The sequence below is a fragment of the Paenibacillus sp. URB8-2 genome (assembly GCF_013393385.1).
In the GTDB taxonomy this organism is placed as follows: domain Bacteria; phylum Bacillota; class Bacilli; order Paenibacillales; family Paenibacillaceae; genus Paenibacillus_AQ.
Map to the genome: position 1 here is coordinate 1,398,050 of NZ_AP023239.1, position 25,110 is coordinate 1,423,159.

At 50.4% G+C, this 25,110-nt stretch carries 22 protein-coding genes; 20 read left to right on the top strand and 2 right to left on the bottom strand.

What is annotated here, in order from left to right; all coding sequences use genetic code 11:
* Nucleotides 1-3 precede the first annotated feature (3 nt).
* From PUR_RS06580 to PUR_RS06645, 14 genes are all read left to right on the top strand, one after another.
* Nucleotides 4-1,068, top strand: coding sequence for a CpaE/TadZ family protein (locus tag PUR_RS06580; protein ID WP_179034543.1), 1,065 nt, complete (start codon nucleotides 4-6; stop codon nucleotides 1,066-1,068).
* Nucleotides 1,065-2,534 carry an ATPase, T2SS/T4P/T4SS family gene (locus tag PUR_RS06585; RefSeq protein ID WP_179034544.1) on the top strand — a complete coding sequence of 490 codons (1,470 nt, stop codon included), beginning with the start codon at nucleotides 1,065-1,067 and terminating at the stop codon, nucleotides 2,532-2,534. The genes PUR_RS06580 and PUR_RS06585 overlap by 4 nt, the downstream gene beginning before the upstream one ends.
* 12 nt (nucleotides 2,535-2,546) lie before the next feature.
* A complete protein-coding gene (locus PUR_RS06590; protein ID WP_179034545.1) occupies nucleotides 2,547-3,596 on the top strand; it encodes a hypothetical protein in 1,050 nt (349 codons plus the stop codon).
* A 10-nt stretch (nucleotides 3,597-3,606) separates the two neighbouring features.
* Nucleotides 3,607-4,476, top strand: a complete 870-nt coding sequence (locus PUR_RS06595; RefSeq protein ID WP_179034546.1) for a hypothetical protein — start codon at nucleotides 3,607-3,609, stop codon at nucleotides 4,474-4,476.
* 58 nt (nucleotides 4,477-4,534) lie between these two features.
* On the top strand, nucleotides 4,535-4,741 hold the full coding sequence (locus PUR_RS06600) for a hypothetical protein (RefSeq protein ID WP_179034547.1): 207 nt from the start codon (nucleotides 4,535-4,537) through the stop codon (nucleotides 4,739-4,741).
* Between the two features lie 6 nt (nucleotides 4,742-4,747).
* Nucleotides 4,748-4,891 carry a hypothetical protein gene (locus tag PUR_RS06605; protein WP_179034548.1) on the top strand — a complete coding sequence of 48 codons (144 nt, stop codon included), beginning with the start codon at nucleotides 4,748-4,750 and terminating at the stop codon, nucleotides 4,889-4,891.
* A gap of 24 nt (nucleotides 4,892-4,915) precedes the next feature.
* Nucleotides 4,916-5,296 carry a hypothetical protein gene (locus tag PUR_RS06610; RefSeq protein WP_179034549.1) on the top strand — a complete coding sequence of 127 codons (381 nt, stop codon included), beginning with the start codon at nucleotides 4,916-4,918 and terminating at the stop codon, nucleotides 5,294-5,296.
* 9 nt (nucleotides 5,297-5,305) lie between these two features.
* Nucleotides 5,306-5,803 carry a hypothetical protein gene (locus PUR_RS06615; protein WP_179034550.1) on the top strand — a complete coding sequence of 166 codons (498 nt, stop codon included), beginning with the start codon at nucleotides 5,306-5,308 and terminating at the stop codon, nucleotides 5,801-5,803.
* Nucleotides 5,804-6,012: 209 nt separating this feature from the next.
* Entirely contained in the window at nucleotides 6,013-6,645 is a 633-nt protein-coding gene (locus PUR_RS06620) for a hypothetical protein (protein WP_179034551.1), read from the top strand.
* The gene (locus PUR_RS06625; protein WP_179034552.1) at nucleotides 6,642-8,945 is read left to right on the top strand and encodes a hypothetical protein; all 2,304 of its coding nucleotides are present in this window, start codon (nucleotides 6,642-6,644) and stop codon (nucleotides 8,943-8,945) included. Before PUR_RS06620 ends, PUR_RS06625 begins: the two co-directional genes overlap by 4 nt.
* A 22-nt stretch (nucleotides 8,946-8,967) precedes the next feature.
* Nucleotides 8,968-12,870: a glycoside hydrolase family 78 protein gene (locus PUR_RS06630; RefSeq protein WP_179034553.1), complete on the top strand. Its 3,903-nt coding sequence runs from the start codon at nucleotides 8,968-8,970 to the stop codon at nucleotides 12,868-12,870.
* A gap of 184 nt (nucleotides 12,871-13,054) precedes the next feature.
* Nucleotides 13,055-15,106, top strand: a complete 2,052-nt coding sequence (gene tkt, locus PUR_RS06635) for a transketolase (protein ID WP_179034554.1) — start codon at nucleotides 13,055-13,057, stop codon at nucleotides 15,104-15,106.
* A gap of 44 nt (nucleotides 15,107-15,150) precedes the next feature.
* On the top strand, nucleotides 15,151-15,471 hold the full coding sequence (gene ppnP / locus PUR_RS06640; protein ID WP_179034555.1) for a pyrimidine/purine nucleoside phosphorylase: 321 nt from the start codon (nucleotides 15,151-15,153) through the stop codon (nucleotides 15,469-15,471).
* A gap of 312 nt (nucleotides 15,472-15,783) precedes the next feature.
* A complete protein-coding gene (locus PUR_RS06645; RefSeq protein WP_232101741.1) occupies nucleotides 15,784-17,298 on the top strand; it encodes a M14 family metallopeptidase in 1,515 nt (504 codons plus the stop codon).
* A 303-nt stretch (nucleotides 17,299-17,601) separates the two neighbouring features.
* Here the strand turns inward: PUR_RS06645 and PUR_RS06650 are convergent, their stop codons facing one another.
* Nucleotides 17,602-18,489, bottom strand: a complete 888-nt coding sequence (locus tag PUR_RS06650; RefSeq protein ID WP_179034556.1) for an NAD(P)-dependent oxidoreductase — start codon at nucleotides 18,487-18,489, stop codon at nucleotides 17,602-17,604.
* Between the two features lie 320 nt (nucleotides 18,490-18,809).
* Between PUR_RS06650 and PUR_RS06655 the strand changes: the two genes are divergently transcribed.
* From PUR_RS06655 to PUR_RS06665, 3 genes are all read left to right on the top strand, one after another.
* Nucleotides 18,810-20,165 carry a glucose-6-phosphate isomerase gene (locus PUR_RS06655; RefSeq protein WP_179034557.1) on the top strand — a complete coding sequence of 452 codons (1,356 nt, stop codon included), beginning with the start codon at nucleotides 18,810-18,812 and terminating at the stop codon, nucleotides 20,163-20,165.
* A gap of 124 nt (nucleotides 20,166-20,289) precedes the next feature.
* Nucleotides 20,290-20,922: a YigZ family protein gene (locus PUR_RS06660; protein WP_179034558.1), complete on the top strand. Its 633-nt coding sequence runs from the start codon at nucleotides 20,290-20,292 to the stop codon at nucleotides 20,920-20,922.
* 5 nt (nucleotides 20,923-20,927) lie between these two features.
* Nucleotides 20,928-21,509: a TetR/AcrR family transcriptional regulator gene (locus PUR_RS06665; RefSeq protein ID WP_179034559.1), complete on the top strand. Its 582-nt coding sequence runs from the start codon at nucleotides 20,928-20,930 to the stop codon at nucleotides 21,507-21,509.
* Between the two features lie 248 nt (nucleotides 21,510-21,757).
* Here PUR_RS06665 and PUR_RS06670 read toward each other — a convergent pair whose 3' ends face one another.
* On the bottom strand, nucleotides 21,758-22,159 hold the full coding sequence (locus tag PUR_RS06670) for a secondary thiamine-phosphate synthase enzyme YjbQ (RefSeq protein WP_179034560.1): 402 nt from the start codon (nucleotides 22,157-22,159) through the stop codon (nucleotides 21,758-21,760).
* Between the two features lie 200 nt (nucleotides 22,160-22,359).
* Between PUR_RS06670 and cysT the strand changes: the two genes are divergently transcribed.
* Genes cysT through PUR_RS06685 form a run of 3 tightly spaced genes read left to right on the top strand, consistent with a single transcriptional unit; the run spans nucleotide 22,360 to nucleotide 25,035 of the window.
* On the top strand, nucleotides 22,360-23,175 hold the full coding sequence (gene cysT / locus PUR_RS06675; protein WP_179034561.1) for a sulfate ABC transporter permease subunit CysT: 816 nt from the start codon (nucleotides 22,360-22,362) through the stop codon (nucleotides 23,173-23,175).
* The gene (locus tag PUR_RS06680) at nucleotides 23,172-23,969 is read left to right on the top strand and encodes a sulfate ABC transporter permease subunit (RefSeq protein ID WP_124695447.1); all 798 of its coding nucleotides are present in this window, start codon (nucleotides 23,172-23,174) and stop codon (nucleotides 23,967-23,969) included. The genes cysT and PUR_RS06680 overlap by 4 nt, the downstream gene beginning before the upstream one ends.
* Nucleotide 23,970: 1 nt before the next feature.
* Entirely contained in the window at nucleotides 23,971-25,035 is a 1,065-nt protein-coding gene (locus PUR_RS06685) for a sulfate/molybdate ABC transporter ATP-binding protein (protein WP_179034562.1), read from the top strand.
* Nucleotides 25,036-25,110 lie beyond the last annotated feature (75 nt).

Genomic DNA, 25,110 nt, shown 5'->3' on the forward strand with positions numbered 1-25,110 from the left:
TTTATGAAAATATTCAGTCTAGGCCTGGACCAACTGACGATAAATGATATCCGGCAGGCCGGCTATACCGTTGTTATGCAAAACGCGCTTCCCGATCCGCAGCAGGCAGCGGGCCATATGCTGATAGCGACGAGCGGACAGGCCGAAATCTCCGAACTCCGGGAGCTGCGCGAAAAGTTTCCGGATACGCTTATCCTGTATTTTTACATGGAACGGGGCGTACGCGGGTATTACGGCATCCATCTGACCTGTGAGGAGCTGGGCATCCATTTCCTGCCGCCGCGCTCGACTTCTTCGGCAATTATCGAAAAGATCAGGCTCGTCCTGAAGGACGACGGCGATGAACGCAGCAATGTGCTGGGGGTGCTTGGCTCCGGACCGGGAATCGGCTGCACGAGCGTGGCCGGACTGCTGGCGGGACGAATGGCGGCGGCGGGCAGACGGGTTATTTTGCTGGGAATGAATGTGTATGACCCGGGTTATGACCGTAAACCGGCAATCAGCCTGGACCGGATTCGGCCGAAGCTGACAGGCAGCAGACTCTATGACGAGGATTTTGCCCAACTGATTGTACAGGAGGGCTACCGCTATTTGCCGGGAAACTGCGATTACTTGAGCGCCCAGGATTATAAGGAGAACGAGATGGAGTATTTGCTCGCCCGTGCCTCGGACAACGCCGACATCGTTATCGCCGATCTCGGCTCCGTACCTGAGAGCGCGGCGTGGTATACCGGAATGAGAAAATCCGCGCTGCGCCTGCTCGTTACCCATCCGAAGCATGAACACAGACTTGAAGCGCTTATGGACTTGGCCTGGCATATGGACCTGCAGCCGCATGATTTCAAGCTCATCATGAACCGCGGCGGCCAGGAGGAGAGCGTTTCCCCAAAAAGCATGGCTCTGCGCTTCGGCACCGAGATTTTTCTGGATATTCCTTACTATCCGATGTCCTCCGGCAAGCTGCCGCTCGGAAAGAAAGAGCTTGCGCAGTCAGATGAAAAAGTCCGCTCGCTGTTGGCTGCTTTCGGCTTTGCGCCCGAGATCAAGAAGAAGGGGATGTTCTTATGAGCAGTGTAGCGGACTCCGGCCTTACAGTTGCTTCTGCGGCAGGAACTCCGTTCTCGCTTAAACAGAGCGTGCTCCGCGGCAGCAGACCGGGAAAGGATGACTTTCCTTCTTTCCTGCAAAAAATGAAAAGAGAGATGAACGCAGGTCTGGAGCGGGAGGACGAAGCGTATTTCGAGCTTAACGCCAAGGCGCTGACAGGCGACCCGCAGGCGGTCAGCTTTTTTATGAATGAAATTGAAAAATACTTGCGAAAGACGCCTTATACCGGCAGCGTTCCCGAAGCATACGACACGGCGGCCGAAGCGCTGTTTCATGAATGGAAAGGATTTGGCCCGGCTTACCGCTGGTTCACAGATCGGGCGTACAGTGAATCGACGGGGCTGCAAATTATCGGGAGGCAAATTTTTTACAATGTAAAAGGCAAATTTGTTCCTTACCCGTATGAGATGCCGTCACTGGACCGGGTGGAGCAGTTGAAGCGTTCGCTGCTGAAGAGCGATCCGAACAAGAAGCTGAATAAGGATAATCCGTCCGTGGAGTTCAAAATGGATGATCCCCTCTGGCCCGGCAGGTTTATCCGGCTCGCCATTTGGGTTTCGCCGCGTGTATGGGAAGGCTTTACGACGATTTCCATGCGGCGTCAGGTGGTCGAATTTCTCGATCTGGACGATCAGGCGGGAACGGGATGCATTCCGGCAGAGGCTGTGCCGATGATCCGCGCACTGGCAATGACTTTTCGCAACACGATTATTGCCGGCTCTGTCGGCTCGGGCAAAACGACCTTTGCCAATACGATTGTCGGCGAGCAGCTGCTCGGTTCCGCCTCCTGCATGGGCGTTGTGATGATTGAGAAGCATCCGGAATCGACGCTGCCTTACCAAATCAAAGGGCACCGGATTATCCCCATCCAGGCCGCCAATGAAGAACTGATGGAAGTGGGAATAGAATCGCTGCGGCATGATCCCAACCTGCTGTACATGACGGAAATGCGGTACAACGAATGGGAATTTTACCTGTGGAGCGGGGAAAAGGGTTACGACGGCATAACGGGAACCTTTCACACCGTCGATTCGGAGGATATTCCCTATCAGGGCGCTTTCGCCGTCTCGACCCGTATTGGCGGAAGTTTAAAAGGTCACCTGGTTTCCGCGCTGAAGGCATGCGAGCTTGTGTTTATTCTCGAAAGCGCGGGGGAAGGCAGAAAGCGGCTGGCATGTATTTCCGAAGTATTTTACGACGAAGCCCGTAATTCGGTGTTTGCCAATGATCTGATGCGCTGGGATGAGGATAAAAGAGATTGGACCTACAATGCCGGAATCACCGAGGGGCTTGCCCTAAAGATGCGGAAGAGAAACGTGGAAGCCGCTCAGGCGATGCGGGATTCGTTAAAAAGGCTGGCCGGCGCGAAGCCGTTGTCCAACCCTTTAAGGGAAAGTCTGAAATCCAGAATCGTGCTGAACGAATGAGGCGGTGAAAAAGTGAATGGAGTGTTTTACCTGCTGCGCTTTGTGCTGCACCTGCTGATCGTCTGGGGAATTTGGCTGCTGGTCAAACCGCTTACGGAACAGGGAATCCGGCATTTTGCGGCAAAAATCAATTACCTATTTATTAGCAGAAGGAAAATTCTCGGGCGGAAAGCGGGTGGTATTCCCCGGTATGTGCCGTTTTACAATCATTTGGACAATCTCTTGTACATCGCCAAGCGAAATTACGAGCCGGGAACGACTGTGCTGCGGTTCATGCTGCAATCGGGTCTTTTGGCCGTGGCCATATTCTTGTCAGGCTTGTTGACGCTCCGCGAGCTTCCGGGTCATTTGGCCTTTCATAATCCTTTTTTGGAAGGGGTGTCGTTTGACAGTGGACGTCCTTGGCAGGACGGGTGGCGGCTGCCTCTGTTCTTGGCGGTTCTCGCCGGAATGCTGCCCTATCTGCGGCTTCGGTATGCTTATGCGCATAAAAAAGTGAAAGGCAGCTACCACCTGCTGGATGTAGTCAAAATCGCCGCGAAGTTTACACACCTGCATGTCGATTCGTTACTGGATAGGACGGCCGATTTTTTGGACAAAGACAATGTTCTTATAACGCCGCTAAAAATACTGGCTGCCTCATTCGCCAATTACAGCAGTGAGCACGAGCTTGCTGCAGAGACGCAGCGTTTTGCCAATGCGGTCGGCACCACGTTTGCTGTTGAGTTCGTTTCGGATCTGCTGTACTGCGAGAAGGAGGGCGGCTTTTATTTGAAAAATTCCCTGATGATGCTTAACCGCTCGATGGAGCAGCAGCGGGAGACGATTCTGGAGGTCAAGGCCAACAGCCGGGATGCAATCAGTCTGGGGCTTTACGGTAATCTGGTTGTGCTGTTCTTTTCCATCGGAACCTTCATTTATATGCTGAAGCCCGGCGTCTACTTTCGACTGCAGTTTGAGACCCGGGCCGGTTTGGCCTTTCTGATGGTTATTGTCTCAGGCCTGTTTCTGTCTTTTGTGATCAGCAGCGTGCTGGCCAAGCCCAAACTCGATTACCACTGAGGAGATTTGTATGGACAGATTATTTTTGCTGACTGCCGTAATTGGCATCGTCTATCTCGTTTTAGTTGTGTTTGTCGGCGCCACAGGAAAGCGGGAGCGGTATATGCTGCGTTTGCAGCAGAGATGGAACGGATTGGGAGAACGCATGGAGAATGGCAGGCTTCAGCAGGTTCTTTATGCAGCAGGCTTGACTGTATCCGCCCGGAAGGTTACTCTGCTTCGTTATTTGGCGGCTTTTCTCTATCTTCTCGTAAAAATATTGGGCGACTATATCCGCGGTTTGCCGTTCAATGCATACGATTTGCTGATCGCCGCGCTGATTATCGGCCTTACGAGTCCGGCCCGCTATCTTCCGTTCGGCTGGCTGCTTTCGTGGCTGCATCAGAGATCCGTTGTTCAAAAAGATAGCGAATTGATCTCATTCCTGCGGCTGTATGAGAACAACAGGCTGCGCAGGCGGGGATATGTGCAGTTTGGCGCTTTCTGCGCCGGGGCTGCCGGACATTTTGTCCACATTCGTCACGATTTGTACGAACTGTCGGAACGGGCGGTCGATGAGGGGCCTGAGCGGGCCATCGAATGGTTCTGCGACCGGTTTCCTGAGGGCCATGCTTTTATCGGCGATATCCGTTCAATTCTGCTGGCTACGGAGGGGATGGATGATGATACGGAGGCCGCCGCTTATTTGCGGGAGCAGGGTAAAATGATCGCCAAAATATCCAGCGACCAATATCTGCGCAAATGGTCTCTGATTGGGGATATCTCCTCGATTATTAATGTGATTCCGTCGATTGCCACCTTTTTAATGATCGTAACACTGGCCATGCAGTACATCATGCTGATCAAGGGGAATTTTAACGATACTCGCCTATTTCAGTGAATAAATGTCATATTCAATCAGCACATAAAAAAATAAAATTAAAAGGGAGATATTAACAATGAAAAAAGATGCTATTTCTACGGGGCTGTTTATCGCAATCGGGTTTCTATGTGTCGCTATTGTCATTGCCGTGCTGATTCCGATCGTGCGGGATGTAATTGATGATGCCGACGACAACCGTCCGACCGTGCCGGCGGTCAGTATGATCCAGCCGCTTAACCCTGCTGATCCGACGTCTGATGTATCATTCCTCTTGGGAGCCTAGCAGTCGATGAAAAAAGATTCGATCTCCGTCGCCTTGTTTCTCGCCATCGGATTTATTATTGCCGGGATCTTCATCACGTCCGCCACAGGTATGATTGGCAGCAGCCAGGATGACATTATCGCCCATACGAAGCAGGTGGAGAATTACTAGCCGAAAGGAGTACGAGTATAGACCATGAAAGCGACGGTCCTCCGGGCTTTGTTTATGTGGCTGGTTTTGTTCATTATTTTGCAGCCAATCTTTACCTATATCGATTATTTGCTGGATTTGCAGGTCAAGGCCAACACCTCTTACATTGCACAGAAAGCCGCAATCGAAGGGATGGTGACTACCGGCATGCGGAGCGAAGTCGTGAACAATCTGAAGGCCTTAGGTTTCTCGGGAGCATCTATTGAAATTACCAGCAGCTCCGAGACGGTTCAGGATAGAAAAACGAGACTCGACGTATACGTCAAAGCCCCTCGGATCTCCATGTTTCCGTACGACTTTTCAGGAGAGGCGCAGTCTTCGTTCTATTACGGCCATGGTTCCATTATGAGCGAATATCTCGATTAAGGTGACATTATGGATTACATTATCAAGCTTGCTTTTGTGCTGCTGATCTTTATTTATGGCTGGTTTTTTCAGACGCAGAATCAGGAATGGGACATCGACCGGGAACTGCTCAAAAGTGCAAACAACATGGCCGTCCACGATGCCGCCCAGGAAATGAACGAGTCGGAACGCGCGCGAGGACGGTTGATCTTCGATCGGGCTGCGGCGGAAGCAAGTTTTAAGGAAACGCTGGAAGCCAATCTAGGACTGGATGATAGCCTGACTCCCCTCGCTGGCAGCCGCCTGCATTCCAGAGTGGATGTCGTTCATTTTGAAGTGATCGATGAATCCACCGACGTGACCTTTCCGTTTCTCTATGAAGACAGCCGCTATGGCATTACAAAATATATACAAGGACCATCCGTAATTGCCGTTATAAAAACAAGGCATCCGGTGCTAATCGCAAGAACCAAAAATCAGGAAGACATTCAGGTCCCTGCGATTCAGGAGTACAAGTACAATAAGTAGCTGTTTAGATGGGAAAACCGATTTGAAGGACAGTGGCGCGGCTTGGATATTGCGCTTTCTACGGCTTCCAGGCCGCTGCGCATTGCCTTTCAGTTTATCGGCAAGGGACTTTCCCGGCTGTTGAGAGCCTTTGCCGATAAATGGATTGACAGGAGAGCAAGTTTGACTATCTTACATAAATAATTCATTAAAAAAGGAGAGGTAAGAAAATGAAAAAGATGATTTTGAAAGTAAGTACGGCTGCGTTGCTGCTCACGCAAATTGTTTTGGTGGGGGGAGTTTCGGCAAAAGCGGTGGACGCAGCGGCACACCGTGTGGTAGCTGCGACTTCGGCTAAAACAAATACTCCTGTTATGACTGACAACCTGTCCAAGTATGGACTAAAAAAGGCTATGAATCTGCCTGTTACGCTGTCCTCCGAGGGGTTAAGCTACACTCTACATAAAGTGATGATTTATGATTTTAATTCGCCAGAGGTTAAAAAGCTGCAAAAGCTTTATGGATTTCAGAATGGTAGTGACGTTATCATTGTTCCTAAATATTTTATCTGGACTAAAGTTACTATAAGAAACAATACTTCTAAGATGTTAAAGGGAGATGGGACAGATATTTATAGATTGATCCGACTTACGTTCCAAACGGGTGAAATTACTGATCCGGCATGGCCGATGAACCTAGCTCAAAAAATAAACAGTAAAGATGCGCTATGGACATATAGAATAAAACCGGGTGAACAGATTACGACCTATTTAGCATATTATTACGATAAAGAGATAGATTATTTCGTAATTCGTATGCTGTATGGTAAAAATTTCGTAGAAAAGTATGTGGTACCTGAATGAAAAGAATCTCAAATATTCTAATCATTTTCATTTTGCTGGCATCTATTTTGGCTGAACCGACCTCTGTTAAAGCGGCAGAAACAAGTGCGTCAGTCGCGATTCCTGTGAATACGGGACTTGTGGGTGACGACAATGCGGTAAAATCGTATACGCTTGATTTGCCGAGCGGTGTTTCGGCGGCTTCCATAAATACCAACTCCCTAAAATATACGGGCAACAATACTTTAGATGGGAGTATTACCGTCGAAAATGGAAAAATCAGATTGAAGCTTAAAGGGGTAGCAAATACTAAAACGCTGACTAATCTAGTTGGTTATCAATCATCATTTGAAGAAGAATTTTTTACCAATCCAAGTAACTCGATCTGGCGGTATTCTGACGGAGTTCGCTGGCAGATTAATGAGTATAGCGAAGCATCCGATTCATTGATCTCAAAAGATGTGCCCGCAGAGGATAGCAGCATCCCATCCGATCACCCGCCTAGAACGATCGTTTCGGCTGCCCCTATGCAGGATACGAATTATCTTAAATGGTATGATGGAGCGAAAACGAAGGTTATTGATTCAAAATATGTTATTCCATCAACGATTAAACCTGTTTGGGATGATAAGAAATCTTCTAACACTATCAAAGAGCCTCCGAAATTTAAAAATGGGAAAGTCATTGTGAACTATGCTATTCCCTGGTATGTGGTTACAGCGGGTCCAGATGCGGGAAAGATACGATTGCAAACATATGAGAATGTAAGTGATGAAGCGACCCATCCTCTTGTCGGTCATGCCCAAGGGAGAGAGTTCAAGGTAAATGTGTTTTATTACTACATAGCCGATGCAAAGGTCCCAACCTACAGCTATAGCGGGAGCATATCTTTTAACTATTCGCCCATCACCGAACCTACCTTGGACGGCAGCGTTATTGTCGTCCAACCTAATCCTAACCCAACCAAAGGTGATGGGAGCGATGTGTCGGTTACGCTAAAGGTTAATGGCGAGCTTCTGGCTTTTACGGATTCGTCTAACATCGAAGAATGGATATTCTACGCCAAGGAATCCGGATCAAGCGATGTTAAGATGAAGAAGGATTATGGCAAGGTTCAAACTTCCAGCCGGACTTTTGATGATTTCAAAATACCTAAAGCGAAGTTTGCCAGCGGCGAGTATGAGCAGGAGTATACGCTGACTGTTACCGTGCGCTTTTCCAAGCCGCTTATAAGCGCTGGCGGGGACATCCCCTCAATAACCAAAACGATGAAAGCGAAGGTCGGCGTATATACAGGGCCGCAGCCATCGTACATGCCTGATCCGCCTCCGACTCTCCCTAGCGGAAAACCGCCTGTGGCGGTCTTGGACGTACCCGATACTGTCGTTGCCGGTGAAAATTTCACCATATCTGGAGGCGGGTCCTATGATCCTGATGGAACGATTAAGAGCTATGTGTGGGATACTCCTGCTGTTGTAGATGCGATTAGCGGCAAATATGGAGAAACGAAATATCCGCTTTCAGCAATAGGTACGACACAGACGGTTGTACTTGAAGTTGTCGATAACGACGGTCTATCGGGCGTAACATCTAAGAAAATTGATGTTGTGGCCCCGGTTCCGCAGGCGAAGGTAGAAGTTAGGGGTTCACTTAAACAAAATCGGAGAGTGACCTTGCATAATGCCAGCCGCAATGAAGCGGATGCCTTCCCGCTCGTTGAGTCGAAGACCAAGTTCACGGTTGTTCCCATATCTGGAGGTTCGGCTTCAGACATTAAGTATAGTGGTTCCCTGAGCGGGGTGAACGACAAGGATATTTTATTTAGGCAGCCCGGGACATACAGAGCTACGATTACCGTGGAAAATACGGCAGGGTACACGGGAACAAGTTCAACTACTTTTGTCATTGTTCCTGATGAAACACCAACCGCCTTAATATCCGTTCCGAGGGAAGCCTACCGTGATCCTGGTAACGGAAACAAAGCGTCGGCTACAATAGACGATCTATCATTTTCTCCAGATTATGACTATCTAGCTAGGCGTTTGTGGGAATATCGATATGATTCCAATAACAATGGGAGTTTTGATGATGAGTCTTGGGTTATTTTAAGCAATGACAACGAAAACAGACTCACCTTTATGCCTACTCAGGTAGGCCGATACGAAATCAAGCTGACGGTATTTGAAGAATTCGGCCAGCCGACGATTGATGAATTTGTAACGGATGCGGACCGGAGATCCGCCGATTCCGGAACTCAAAACAGCATTGAAAAGATTATTACGGTCTATAACCGCGCTCCAGTCACGGATTGGACATGGTAGGCACTGGTAGGGGGTGGATAAAATGAAGCATAGAAGCACAAATAGAGGGCTGAAAATACTCCTTTGTTCTGCACTTCTGATGATACCATTGCTGATACAGTGGGGAGACAATAAAGCTTTTGCCACAGATACTTCAATAGTTAATTATATGGATTATACAGTCCCCGCAACTGATGTGATGGGGCAATTAGCGGACATTGCTCCAGACCCGAATGATGAATCATGGTTGTTTGACCCTGCCCTTGCTGCAAAAAATGAAAAAATAAATCTTTATATTTCAAGAATGGAAGCTAAGAGTTACGTACATCGAGATGAATACAAAGTAACTAATATCCGGTTCAACAGAGTTACCCGCACTCTTACCTACGACACCAGTCCGTATGTCACAAAGATTCGTTCTTACCGCACATACAAACCTGGAATGCCCACCGGATGGGCAGTAGCAGCGCCATCTCTAGGTGTGTTCTATTGGATAGAAGGTGATGTATGGGATAATCATGGAAATAACCTTCAAGATGATCAATTCCCTTTTTTGTTTGAAAATCGCACATATGTATTTGGTGAAAATTCTTATTATAGCAATGAATTTTCTTATACTGAGCGTACCGTAACCGTACCTGGGGGTAGTCATAGTTATTCTTTCGCTGATTATACAAATGCGGTTAATATAAGTTATACCATCAATGGTGATCCATCCAGCATAATAATTAATACTAAATGGGAGGATGAAATTTTTGGTGGTTCATTTGTAACCTACCCTATAAACGATAAACAACAGATCCCGCTTGCTGTTAATTCACCACCCAGTCTTAAACTTATTAGCCCCAATAATGTCACTCTTTACAACGAGAATGGCAAAAACATTCTAAATATCGAAGGTTTTGCTCAAGACCCGGATAACGAAGATTTGGATGTAACGGTGGAAGTACCAAATGTCTTTTACCGCAAGGCCAAAGTGTACGGAGCATTAACGGCAAAATACTTCAAGGTTCCCATTGATGTGATAGCCGATTCGATCCCTCCGGGAGATTATCAGGCTAAAGTGTCAGTAGTGGACCGTTACAATTTCAAAGCGGAATCGCACTTGAATTTTTCAGTACGAAATCACTTAAAGAATAAAGCCTTTTATCTGATCAACAGTCCCGTAGAAATCAATAAAACATATGGAGACTATGAGAACGACCCTCAACACTCCGAACGGTACAGGTACGATCAAGACCCGGACTTTTTTGATAACTCAATGGGGATGATTTGGGACTCCGGATTGTGGCGATCCAGTAAGTATACTTCTTTCCCTTTCAGTGGAGCGTACACGGCCAGAGTACAGGTACGTGACAACCCGCAGAATGATGACCGGTTTGATGCATTTCGAATGTGGAGCGGTGACAATCTTTCTTCGATGACCTTTTTGGTTCACCGGAAACCGATTGCGCTGTTCTCAGCCAAACTAGTGAACGGCAGCTTGCAGCTTTCCGACAGTTCGTACGACCTGGATCACGTTTCAAGCCCCAATAAAGGCTTAATTGATCGGCAATGGCAATGGCGAAAAAGCGGGATGGAAGTCTGGAACGATGGACAACCGCCATCACCATTACCAACGAGTGACCCTTATGAAATGCGCCTTCGGGTAAGGGATGTTGACGGGCCAAGCGGAATCGGGGTCTGGAGCGATTGGTTCCAGCAAACCGTTGGCAGTCCAGGGAATCTTCCTCCAGTGGCTTTGTTTACTGTCGATCCGAATAATGTCAGCTACCGGAAAGCTACTACGATCACGGATAAGTCCTTCGATCCGGACAATGATTATCTGGATACTTACGAATGGAGAGTAGTCAAGGATGGCTGGCAGGAGGTTTGGTATCATTATGGAGGAGCGACGACCCCGCCTAACATCGCTGGCTTCGGCATAGGCAACTACCAGGTTACTTTGAAAGTGCATGATAACCGTGGGCTTTGGTCAGCTCCATACAGCCAAGCCGTACAAGTATTAAATCATCCCCCTGTCGCTGATTTTAACATGCCGAATGAAGTGTACCGGGATACCGTAATCACGATGGAAAACCTAACGCCCGATCCGGACCAAGACGGTGATTGGCTTTCATATGAATGGTATGGGCGATTGAACGGGGGTTCCTATTTCTGGACAGGAAATAGCCGGAATCCGTCAATGACCATTAAAGGCTTAATCAATAGCTATGGCATTTCCGATAAAGACGCTATCTCTGATAATTGGGAAATGCGGCTTAACGTATCGGACGGCAGCAACACATCGTATGCAACAGAAATGTTCGTAGTCAAAAATCATCGTCCAACTGCGGATATATCCGGGCCGTCTACTGTGAATCAGTATGATATGAGAACCTTTGCTTCAGCGGATGAAGATCTCGATACGTCTGATCAGAGTAGCTTGCATTACTATTGGAGAGTTACGGATAGTGATGGGAAAATCAAGGTGTATAATACAATAAATCTTGATAATCTGACATTTGACCAAGTAGGAGTGTTTACCTTGGAACATTGGGTGGTAGATCAAATCGGTGATAAGTCCAATATTGCCACCCTAAAAGTCAATGTCATTGAGAATTTGCCCCCATCCATGACGCTTATATCCCCTGCCGGAACCCCTGGTAATCCTACCATCATCGACGCTGAGCTAGAAGGCGACCCGTTGATCCAGTGGACCTATGCCGATCCGGAAAACGACGGTCAGGAGAAGTACCGGTTGGAATTTTTCACGAAAGACGGGCTGCTTGCTAAAAGTGTGGAGAATACGGACAGTACCGGTAATACAAGACAGCGGCAGATGCCGAACCACTCTCTGGAGCGGTTCCTGTTCTACTCCGTTCAGGGCCGGGCTTTTTCCAAAAACAACTGGTCTGAAATATCCAATGAAAAAGCCTTCATCATCGACAACCCGCCGGTTCCCGGTTTCACGTTGATGACGGACACCGGAAAAGATGCAAGCCTGACGCCGATTTACCGGACCGATGTCTTGCAGATTACAAGCACGGCTTACGATGACGATCAGCCGAAGGGAGACAGTCTAACTTATAAATATTACCTGAAACCGAGCGGGGGAACTGAAGGATTAATCAGCGCAACCGACAGCTTTACGAAACAGTTTACGACCAATGATACGTTTACCATCCGCCAGGTTGTGACCGACTCGTTGGGGTTATGGCGGGAAGTCTCTCATACGCTCACTGTAAAAAACCGGCTTCCCGTGGTGAATCTCACCTTTCCGACCAGCGACACCGCAGCCAAGCCGACAATCGCCAGTACGATGACACCGATTATGAAATGGAGCTATACCGATGATGACGGCGATGAGCAGCAACGGTACCGGGTGCGCATACTGGATGCAGCAACCGGCAATATCGTCGTTCAGTCCGGGAATCAAGCGTCCAGCCAGAAGCAGTGGACCGTACCGGCCGGAGCGCTTGTAGAGAACCATAAGTATGTAGTTGAGATTGAAGCATATGACGGCTTTGATTGGAGCGCAACCTCACCGCGCAAATATTTTATGGTCAACCTACTGAGCGTAAAGGGCGGCGTGAAGCATACCGCGGAGTGGAACGCTAACCGGCAGAGCTACAATTTAAAGATATCGGGAGACAAAGAGCAGCCGCGTAATTATAATGTATTTTGGGCCGGGGAGAAATTCATGCTTCAGGCGGACGCGACCGGGCTCCCGGATACGATTGACGTAACTATGAACAGCGGATTTACGGCGCAGCTTCGTCCTTCGGACAGCGATAAGACATTTTGGACAGGGGAGCTCTACGATTCTACTTTTGAGAAGCTGCCTAACGGACCGGTGACCTTTACCTTCACGGCGAAGAACGAATATAACACGAAGATCGACAAGGTAACGGTGATCATTTCTGAGGATTGGAGCCAATATTTCCGCAGCCATCGGGTGAAGTAAGAACGGGTGAAAAACTGAATTATTTTTTCAAATCCTCGCTAAACTCAGTGTATAAAAAATTTCCAGGCCGCGATACTTAAAGGATTGAAGCCTCTGGTTCGTAAAAACATTGGAAATGCTTCCACATTAGTGATACAATAATAGTCAAAATGACATTCTTGAGACTTAGAGGAGGACTATTTGAATGACTGAACAACAGGCAAAAGAGCAAGCGATCCATAAGGATGAGAACTCCACGGTCGACAACCTGGCAATTACGACGATCCGCACTTTGGCCATCGACGCGATTGAAAAAGCCAAGTCCGGCCATCCGGGTATGCCGATGGGTTCCGCTCCGATGGGTTATCAACTCTTCGCAAAGACGATGAACCATAACCCTGAGCATCCGACCTGGGTCAATCGCGACCGGTTTGTCCTGTCCGCCGGCCACGGCTCCATGCTGCTGTACAGCCTGCTGCATCTTAGCGGTTACGATCTGCCTATCGAAGAGCTGAAGCAGTTCCGTCAATGGGGCAGCCTCACGCCGGGCCACCCGGAATTCGGTCATACCGCAGGCGTTGACGCCACAACGGGTCCGCTCGGCCAAGGTATCGGCATGGCGGTCGGCATGGCGATCGCGGAAGCTCAGCTCTCCGCCACCTACAATAAGGATCAGTTTAATGTGATCGATCACTATACTTACGCAATCTGCGGCGACGGCGACCTCATGGAAGGCATTTCTTCAGAAGCCGCTTCGCTTGCGGGTCATCTTAAGCTTGGCAAGTTAATCGTGCTGTATGATTCGAACGACATTTCGCTTGACGGCAAGTTGAATCTTTCTTTCTCCGAAAATGTTGCGAAACGCTTTGAAGCTTATGAATGGCATGTGCTGCGCGTGGAGGACGGAAACGATCTTCCGGCAATCGGCAAGGCCATCGCGGAAGCGCAGGCTGTCACGGACAAGCCTACGCTTATCGAAGTGAAGACCGTCATTGGCTATGGCAGCCCGAACAAGCAGGGCATAGGCGGGCACGGCGGCACGCACGGCTCCCCTCTCGGCTCCGAGGAAGCGAAACTGACCAAGGAATTCTACAAATGGGTATATGAAGAAGACTTCTATGTGCCGGATGAAGTCCGCGCCAGTTTTGCTGAAGTGAAGGAAAAAGGCATCGCCGCAAACAAGGAGTGGGACGAGAAGTTCGCAGCGTACAAGAAGGCTTATCCGGAGCTGGCTGCGCAGCTTGAAACCGTGCTGAGCGGCGACCTTCCTGAAGGCTGGGACGCTAAGCTGCCGTTATACACAGCCGAAGATAAAGCTGTATCCACGCGCGTCGCTTCAGGGAACGCACTGAACGGATTGGCTGCGGGTGTGCCTCAGCTGTTCGGCGGCTCCGCTGACCTGGAAAGCTCCACAATGACCCATCTGAACGGGCTGGCTTCCTTTACGCCGGAATCGTACGACGGCCGCAATATTTACTTCGGTGTCCGCGAATTCGGCATGGCGGCGGCTATGAACGGTATTGCGCTGCATAGCGGACTGAAAGTATTCGGCGGCACATTCTTCGTCTTCACAGACTATCTGCGTCCGGCGGTCCGTTTGGCTTCCATTATGAAGCTGCCGGTCACTTACGTGCTTACTCATGACAGTATTGCTGTCGGCGAAGACGGACCTACGCATGAACCGATTGAACAGCTGGCTTCCCTGCGCATCATTCCGGGGCTGACCGTTATACGCCCTGCCGATGCGAATGAAACCTCCGCAGCTTGGGCCTACGCGGTGGAGAACAAGGAGAATCCGGTGGCGCTCGTGCTTACCCGCCAAAACCTGCCGATTCTGTCCGGAACGGTGGACGGCGTGCGCGAGAACATCAAGCGCGGCGGCTACGTCGTATCCGATGCCAAGAACGGCAAACCTCAGGCGCAAATTATCGCAACGGGTTCCGAGGTGCAGTTGGCCGTCAAGGCTCAGGCCGCACTCGCTGAAGAAGGCATCGATGTTCGCGTAATCAGCCTTCCAAGCTGGGATCTGTTCGAAAAGCAGGATAAAGCATACCGCGATTCTGTCATCCTGCCGGATGTCAAGGCGCGTCTTGCGATCGAAATGGCTCAATCCTTCGGCTGGGAACGATATGTCGGCGACCAAGGCGATATTCTCGGCATTACAACGTTTGGCGCTTCCGCACCTGGCGACACGGTTATCAGCGAATACGGCTTCACTGTGGAAAATGTCGTTAACCGCGTGAAGGCTTTGCTGTAGAATAATGTTGGGATAATCGGGAATCTAGGGGGAAGAAAAAAGAGATGAGTCAATTTAACAACGCGACAATTCAAAAAGAAGCTAATGTTTACTATGATGGGAAAGTAACCAGCCGTACGGTGATTTTGGAAGGCGGCCTTAAGGTTACGCTTGGCATCATGCTTCCGGGTGTGTATGAGTTCGGCACAGACGGCCCGGAAACTATGGAAATCCTGTCCGGAAAGCTCAAAATATTGCTGCCCGGTTCGGAAGTATGGCAGGAAATTGACGGCGCGGAGACCTTCCATGTGCCCGGCAATTCGAAATTTTCGCTTGAAGTGTTCACAGTTACGGATTACTGCTGTTCTTACCCGGCGACTTTGTAATTCGTGAGCAACGAGTATCACAATGGAGAGAGCATCCTAGCCTAAAGCAGGCGAAGGATGCTTTTTTCATTGTATTGGCGTTCAAACAAAGCGGACGCATTTTTATCATTTCGAAAAACTGTTTGTGAAGGCCGTTCTCCTTCGTTCCTCGCGATCAAGTGATGAACGTTATTTTCAAATATTCAAAAATAGCAGCCTCCAGACGATGAATATTATGATAGATTCATACATCGATCTAAGGGGCTGGAAACGCTGAAACTAACGCCGTATAAGTCAATCAATAATTCTATTTTTTTATGCCAAATCTTGCTGTTGTCTGTATTTATCTTTCACCCCGGCAGGGCCCGGGCCTCAGCCGATATCGTAAATCCGAAACAAGTCTATTCCTATTCCATTATGCAGCGGGATATCGGAAAACTGGCAGCCACATATTCCGACCTGGTGTCGGTCCAGACCTTGGGCCAGACCGCGTACGGAAGACAACTGTGGGCGGTAAAGCTTGGCCGCGGGGAGTCTGTGTTATTCCTGAACGGTTCACATCACGCCAGGGAATGGATGACAACCGCGCTGCTTATGAAAATGATCGATACATACGCTCAAAGCTATTATCTCGATAAGCCGATCGGACCCTATGATGTTAGGGATTTACTGAACCGCGTCAGTATCTGGATCGTACCGATGGTCAACCCGGACGGGGTAACCCTGTCTCAGCAGGGGACCGCCGGTTTGCCGAAATCGGCAGCCGCATTGCTGAACCGTTATAACAGAGGCAGCGCCAACTTTGCCCGGTGGAAGGCCAATATGCAGGGACTCGACCTGAACCGCCAGTACCCGGCGAATTGGAGCACGCTGAAGAATGCCGTCAATTACCCCTACTATCAAAATTATAGAGGAACAAAGCCTGCTCAGGCGCCTGAAGTCAAGATGATGATGGATTTTACCTATAAAATTGATCCGGACGTTACAATTTCTTACCACAGCTCAGGCGAAATTATTTTCTGGCATTATCATACATTTACCGCGAATCTGGCGCGCGATCGGGAGATCGCCTCCTCGCTGGCACAGCTAACAGGCTACAGTCTTGTCAAACCGGAAAAAAATCCATCGGGTGGAGGCTATAAGGACTGGTTCATTCAGGAGTTCGGCCGTCCGGGATTTACCATTGAAATCGGAAATTATGCCGGGGAGAGCAACTTGCCGCTGAGCGCCTTCGGGAAAATATGGAACGAGAATAGACAGGTTCCGTTATATACCGCTTCACAGACATATAAGCTGTGGCTGAAGCGGCAGAATGTTCAGATTCTGAATCAACACATGAGTTTGTTTAAAAGTACGCCGGTTTATCAGGGGGCAGGTGCCGTCGCGTCTTCTTCGGTTACCAGTCCGCATGACGTATTAACGCTTGCCCGAAAAGGCGACTGGTACCAAATCAAGACGGAAACCGGTGCCGGATGGATTCATCCCGCCCCCGGTCAGCTAGGAATTGTGGAAGAGATCGGTGCGGAAGCCGATATTAAGCAAAAAGCCGTGTTGCGCAAATATCCCGATGCTTTTGCTCCAAAAGTCGCCTATTTGTCTCCGCAAAGCCTTAAAGTAACGGGCCGGATCGGCTCATGGCTTCGTGTCAATTCGGGACAAGGGGAATGGTGGCTGGACGGCCGCGAGGCGGTTCTCCGGTGGCCTGTGGAACCCGCCAATACGGACAATGCGGAAGAGGGAGCGGCTGCTGCAACTGAAGGCGCCGGAGCTGAAAGTGCCGGACCGGAAAACGCAACGAATAGTGCCGGACCGGATAGCACAGCGCCGGAGACAATGCCGGCCCCTTAACCGGCCGCTAATAAGCCTCCTTGCGCTAGGCGCCGACGATGGAGCCCGGGCCGTAGATACGCCCCTGCCTAGGCCTAGCCAGCCCTGTACAAGCCGCACGGCACGAGAGTCGGCGCCTTCATCACCGGCCGCTGTAGAGTCGCATTGCGATGGGCGCCGACGATGGCACACCGTAGATACACCCCGGCACACAAGCCCTTCCGCCGCCGAACCGAAATATAACCCAAACAGCCTGCCCTCATGCAGATACGAATACTGCATAGAGGCAGGCTGTTCTTGTACCTTATTGAAAATTTGGCGACCTTATTCGCCTATCTTACGGCCGATCCAGGCTTCGTAGGTTTTCACGACAGCGGATAGGTCTTCCTCGCTGCTGCCGCTGTTGTATCCCGCTTGGAACAGACTCTTGGCGAGTTCCAAGGCAGGTGTAGGTACGCCGCTCGCGTCGCTCAGCGCAGATGCAAGTTTCAGATCCTTCAGCATCAGCCCCCGCGAGAACTGGTTGCTGAAGTCGCCCTCGATAATTTTGCGGCCCTTCAGTTCAACCTGTTTGCTGCCGGCTGAGCCGTTCCGCACTAGTTCCAGGAATTTGTCGGCAGGCACACCGGACTTCACCGCGATGGAGAAGCCTTCGGCAAGCGCGATATTATGAATGCCGACCATCGCGTTGTGCGCCAGCTTCGCCGCGGCGCCGCTGCCATTCTCGCCCATGTGAAGTAGCAGCTTGCCCATCGCGTCGAACAGGTCGCGGTTTGATTCAATAATATCGGCGCTGCCGCCGACCATGAATACGAGCGTACCTTCCACAGCGCCCGGCTTGCTGCCGGTCACCGGAGCGTCGAGGAAATGCCCGCCCTTGCTTTCGACGGCGGACGCGATTTCCTTCACTAGCCCCGGTGAGATCGTGCTGGAGTCGATCACAACCGCTCCCGGCTTCAGAGCTTCCAGAATTCCAGCCGGGCCGTAAAAGATTTCGCGGATCGAATCATCGTTGCTGACCATGGTAATAATAACGTCCTTGCCTTCCGAGGCGGCCTGTGGAGTAGCCGCGGCTGCGGCGCCTTCTTTTACCAGCGGATCGCATTTTGAAGCTGTGCGGTTGTACACCGTTACCTGAAATCCTGCGCGCAGCAGGTTGGAGGCCATGGGTGCTCCCATCGTACCGAGTCCGATAAATCCGATTTGTTTCATAAAATTTCACACCTTTGCTAATAGAGGTAGCAGAAGAACGGAAATAACTGCGGAAGAAGGACTGGACCTGTTCCGAATCAGCTTATCCCCCGGACTTCCAGCCTATTCTTTTTCATTTTAGCACGAGCTGGAGAGTGGTTCCAACCCGCGCAAGCCGCTCCTGCATGGGAAACGCTTCCGTCAAAGACTCCGTTTTTATCAAATTGATACTTTTGCCTGTGCCTTAGGACCTTGCCAGCCCAGTGAAATTAAAGTATCCTATTATAAAGTTGTTACAATTCGTGTCAAATCGATAGCTAAATAGGAGGGTTCCTTAACCGATGTCCAAAAAGATCAGTTTTGATTACAGCAAAGCCCTGTCCTTCATTAACCAGCACGAAATCGACTATTTTGCAGCACCAATCAAACTAGCCCATGAGCAATTGCATACCAAAACTGGCACGGGTTCCGACTATACCGGATGGATCGATCTTCCCCACGACTACGATAAAGAAGAGTTCGCCCGCATTCAGGCGGCCGCGAAGAAAATTCAAAGCGACTCCGATGTGCTGATCGTTATCGGCATCGGCGGTTCTTACTTGGGAGCCCGCGCAGCGATTGAATCGCTGACCCATTCTTTCTACAACAATCTGGAGAAGGGCAAGCGGAAGACGCCCGAAATTTATTTTGCAGGAAACAATATCAGCTCGACTTATCTCACCCATTTGATCAATCTTCTTGAAGGCAAGGATTTCTCGGTCAACGTCATTTCCAAATCCGGTACGACTACCGAGCCTGCGATTGCTTTCCGGGTGTTCCGCGCCGAGCTGGAGAAGAAATACGGCAAGGAAGAAGCTCGCAAGCGTATTTACGCTACAACCGACAAGGCAAGAGGCGCGCTCAAGACACTGGCTAACGAAGAGGGCTATGAGTCGTTTATTATTCCGGACGATGTGGGTGGACGCTATTCCGTACTGACCCCGGTTGGCCTGCTGCCGATTGCCGCTGCCGGTATCGACATCGAAGAAATGATGAAAGGCGCCGCAGCCGCCGCTGACGAGTTCAACAATCCGGATGTGGCGACTAACCAGAGCTATCAATACGCAGCCGTCCGCAATGCTCTTTACCGCAAAGGCAAGACGACGGAAATTCTCGTAAACTACGAGCCGTCGCTCCATTACGTATCCGAATGGTGGAAGCAGCTGTTCGGCGAGAGCGAAGGCAAGGACTTCAAAGGGATTTACCCTTCCTCCGTGGATTTCTCGACGGACCTGCACTCGATGGGACAATTCATTCAGGAGGGCAACCGCAACATTTTTGAAACGGTTATCCAAGTGGATCAAGTTCGGGAACACATTACAATCGAGAGCGATCCAGACGATCTGGACGGACTCAACTTCCTGGCCGGACAGACCGTGGACTTCGTGAACAAGAAGGCGTTCCAAGGCACGCTGCTTGCGCATACCGACGGGCAAGTTCCGAACTTGGTTGTCACGATCCCGGATCAAACGGCTTACAGCTTTGGCTATCTCGTATACTTCTTTGAAAAAGCCTGCGGTATCAGCGGATATCTGCTTGGCGTCAACCCGTTCGACCAACCGGGCGTAGAAGCGTACAAGAAGAACATGTTCGCGCTGCTCGGCAAGCCGGGGTATGAAAAAGAAAAAGCGGAGCTCGAGGCCAGACTTACCGAATAGATTATCATTTCTCACCTCATATCACACTACAGTAATTCACCAGGGAGCAGTCCATAGGTAATCCAATACCGCGGGCTGCTCCTCGTATATATCAAGATCACAGCGAATAAGGAATGAATGAACAATGCTGGAACAATACCGGACGGTGCGGTCTTCCGGTTCCAAGGAAATCGTTATCCGCAAGTCACGTTTTATCGGACATGTCATGCCGGTGGAGACGGAAGAAGAAGCGGTTCAGTTTATTGAAGACGTTAAGAAGAAGCATTGGAATGCTACGCATAACTGTTCCGCGTATATGATTGGGGAACGGGACGAAATTCAGAAGCAGTCGGACGACGGGGAACCGAGCGGTACGGCGGGGAAGCCGATTCTGGAAGTCATTCGCAGCCAAGGCATCAAAAATGCGGCTATAGTCGTTACACGTTACTTCGGAGGGATTTTGCTTGGAGCGGGAGGCCTGATTCGGGCCTACACGGACGGCGCCGTACTGGCGCTTGAAGCCGGCGAAGTCATCACCCGCGTTCTGCGCCGTGAAGTGTTTGTGGAATTGGACTATACCTGGCTCGGCAAGGTCGAGAATGAACTGAGGGGCCGGGGGACGAAAACCGGCGAAACGGAGTTCACCGACAAGGTCAAGCTGACATGCCTGCCGCGGAATGAAGAATCAGATGCCTTCAAGGCTTGGATAACGGATTTGACCCAGGGACAAGCGGTTGTTACGGAGGGAAGACAGATTTATTACAGCGAAGGGGAATAAAAATTATGGCTAGAAGAGCAGTGGAACAGGAGTTGTCGAGGGAAAGGATTCTGGAGGCGGCAAGACACCTTTTCATTACGAAGGGTTATCGGGCCATCTCCATGCGCAGCATAGGTCAACATTTGGGATACAGCCACGGGTCCCTCTATTATCACTTTAAGGAAAAAGCGGAGCTGTTCTATGCCATCGTGGTTGAAGATTTCAACCGTTTGGCCGAATTGCTCGACGATTCGATGAGCAGACCTCCGGAAGAAGGAGTAAGCAAGGTGGAGCAGCTCATGCTGGAGTTTATCCGCTTCGGGCTGGACCATCCGTATCAATACGAAATTATGTTCATGATCCGGGACGAAGAGCTGTTGGCTTACTGTCGAGCGGAACAGGGAAAATGTTTTGATTTGTTCTCCGGTATGATCCGGCGCCATTTGAAAGAGGAAGGCTATGTGCCGGAAGACTGGCAGAGCGTGCCGCTGACGCTGTTCCTGTCCGCCCACGGCTTTATTTCGTACTACATCCAGGACAAAATCATGTTTGACGATGTGAAGTCAGCAGCGCTGGCGCATGTCAGGGTGTTGTGCCGCAGCCTGTAGGCGGATATTTTTTCATCCTTTTACGCTTTATGGCTGTAAATTGGTAATCAGGTGCTCCTCTGCCACGTAAAAGTGGAAAGGCGCAGCAAGTAAAAGGCCGATTCGGCGTTTTGTTCCGAAAGCGGCCTTTTACTTGAAATATCAGAAATTATAAGCTTCGCGCTTATCTTTAACCTGATATTTTTACGAGAGACGGATGCCTTCCTCTTCCAGAGGACGGCGAAGCCGTTTCTTCTTATGTCCTGCTGCTACCCTTCAATGATTTTTACATAATACTGCCGGCGTCTGGGGCCGTCGAATTCGCAAAAATAAATGCCCTGCCACCGTCCCAGCAGCAGTTCGCCTTCGTGGATAATAATGCTCTGGGATGGCCCCGCCGTTATCGATTTGAGATGCGCCGCCGTGTTGCCTTCCGCATGGCGATACTTTGGATGCTCCCAAGGATACACCTCGTCCAGACGCATCAGCACATCATGCTTCACATCGGGATCGGCGTTTTCGTTGATCGCGATGCCGGCTGTTGTGTGGGGGCAATATACAACCGCTATTCCGTTCCGGACGCCGCTTTTTCTCAGATAAGAAATAACCTCTCTGGTAATATCCCGCAGCTCATCCCGCTTGCTCGTAGCAATCTCGACCGTATGCAACACTAACGGATTCCCCTTTCATTAGTCGATTTCAACCCTTTCACAAACTATTTTACCCTAAAATGATTCGAAAGTAATTGACGATGGCAAGAGGAGGGTGGTAAAGTAGTAATAATTATTAAACCCAGTATGTTAATAGGAATTAAAGATCGCCACATTGCTAGTATACCGACCCGTCAGCCGGAGGTAGGAGGATATATCTTTTGAATTCGCTGCTAAGACACAAAGGATGGACCTGGGGATTCCGAACCACGATTCTGCTTTACTTCGTCGTATTGATCGTGCTTCCGATTCTTGGCGTCTATTACAACTCATTTTCACTCGGCTTCAAAAATTTTGTCGAAAGTATATCTGACCCCATTGCCTGGAAATCAGTACTGCTCACGCTCAGACTTGCGCTGATTGCGACTATTATGAATGTCGCTCTGGGAACTATGATCGCCTGGGTGCTGGTCCGCTACAAATTCCCCGGAAGGTCGCTGCTCAACAGTCTGGTCGATCTGCCATTCGCTCTGCCGACGGCGGTCGGGGGACTGATGATTCTGCTGCTGCTCGGTCCGGGAAGCCTTATCGGCGGAGCGGCGGAAGCGCTTGGGCTGGAAATCGTCTTTCATCAGCCGGCCATTGTCATCGCGATGGTCTTTGTAACCTTTCCGTTTGTCATCCGGGCGGTACAGCCGCTGCTGGAAGAGCTTGACCCTTCCGAGGAAGAAGCGGCCTACACGATGGGAGCCGCGGGCAGCCGGGTGTTCCGGAAGGTTATTCTACCGTCCATGGCGCCCGGCATGATCGGTGGAGGTATGCTTGCCTTCTCCCGGGCGCTTGCCGAATTCGGGGCCGTCGTATTGGTGGCGGGCAATATTCCGGGGCGAACGCTTGTCTCGTCGGTATTTATATACGGCGAGGTGGAGAGCGACAATCCGACTGGCGCCGCGGCCGTCTCCATTATTTTGCTGACTCTCTCCTTCCTGATCCTCTGGCTGATCAACATGGCGCAAATGAGGGGGAGAAGATCATGAGAAGGCTGTGGATTGGACTTACCTATATCGTTTTCTTTCTGTTGATAGCCGCTCCCCTGGGTAAAATAATCTCCAATGCCTTCAGTCAAGGTCTTCCCGGATTCCGGGATGCCCTGACAAGGCCGGAGGCGCTGCACGCACTGATGATGACCGCGCTGGTCGTCGTAACGGTGACGGTGCTGAACACAGTGTTCGGGATAATGACGGCTCTTTATCTGGTTCGAGCCGAGTGGCTCAGCTCCCGGCTGAAGAACCTGCTTAACAGTATCGTCGATCTTCCATACGCGGTATCACCTGTCATCGGCGGATTGATGATTGTCCTGCTGCTTGGACCGGACAGCGCGCTTGGGGCGGTGTTTGAACATATCGGCTTCAATATCGTTTATGCTTTTCCAGGGATGGTCATCGCCACCCTGTTCGTAACATTCCCGCTGATGGTCAGGGAAGTGATGCCCGTTCTGCAGGAAATCGGCGGGCAGCAGGAGGAGGCCGCTTCGACGCTCGGAGCGTACGGGTGGAAGACCTTCTGGAAGGTAACCTGGCCTTCGATTCAATGGGCGGTGACCTATGGCGTCATTCTTACGGTCGCCCGCTCGCTGGGTGAATTCGGGGCCGTGCTCGTTGTATCAGGCAACATTATGAACAAGACTCAGACGGCGACGACGCTGGTCTACCAGGATGTCGAGAACTTTAATGTAACGGCGGCGGGCGGCGTCGCGCTCGTATTGGCCGCTTTTTCGGTAGGACTTCTGCTGCTCATGGAATGGAGCAAGAAAAGAAAGGAAGTGCGTTGACATGCATGTGGAAGTACGCGGACTTAACAAGCATTTTGGCAATTTTCATGCGGTGAAGGATGTCAGCTTTGAAATTACAAAAGGTCATCTGATCGGCCTGCTCGGCCCGAGCGGAGGCGGCAAAACGTCCATCCTGCGGATGCTGGCGGGTCTTGAAACGCCGGATGCCGGCGAAATCGTCTTCCATGGGCAGGTGGTCAATAATCTTCCTCCGCAGGAGCGCGGGATTGGATTTGTGTTCCAGAACTATGCGCTGTTCAAGCATATGACGGTATATGATAACATTGCCTTCGGGCTTAAAGTGAAAAAAGCGAACAAAAGCTTCATTCGCGACCGGGTTATGGAATTGGTGGAGCTGACGGGGCTTAAGGGCTTCGAGAAGCGGTATCCGCAGCAGCTGTCCGGCGGACAGCGCCAGCGGGTGGCGTTCGCCCGGGCGCTTGCGCCAGAGCCACAGCTGCTGCTGCTCGACGAGCCGTTCGCCGCGATCGACGCCAAGATCCGCCAAGAACTTCGCTCCTGGCTGCGTGAACTGATCGAACGTGTCGGAATCACTTCGATATTCGTGACTCATGACCAGGATGAGGCGATTGAAGTTGCGGACGAAATCATGATCATTAACCAGGGCCGCTTGGAACAGAAAGGCACGCCGTGGGATATTTACAAGGAGCCAAAGACGACATTCGTGGCGACCTTTATCGGTGAATCGACGCTGATCGAGAACGCTGCCGAGCTGAAAGGGTTCCAGCCGGCTGAAGGCAGCCAGTCGACAAAAGCACTGATCCGTCCCGAATACATCGAAGTTGGCGAGCTTCAGGATTTCAAAATGGCTTCGGCAACCGAGAAAGGCATTGTCAAGCATCTGCAATTCCGAGGCAGCGAATGGCTGGTCGAGGTGGAAGTGAACGGTCACAAGCTGGTGACCTACCGTTCGCTGGAGAAGGAAACGCTGCAGGTGGGGCAGGAAGTTGCCGTGCTGGTACACCGCGCCTACCTGTTCAACGACGAGCGCAGCTGGATTCAGGAGAACAGCCTGAAGGAAGATCCGATGCCGGTTTACATTTAAGGCCAATTCCCCGCAAAGTAATCGGAATAGGCATCGGAGCATGGACTTCACTTTGTGGGGTGTTTTAGATGAGTA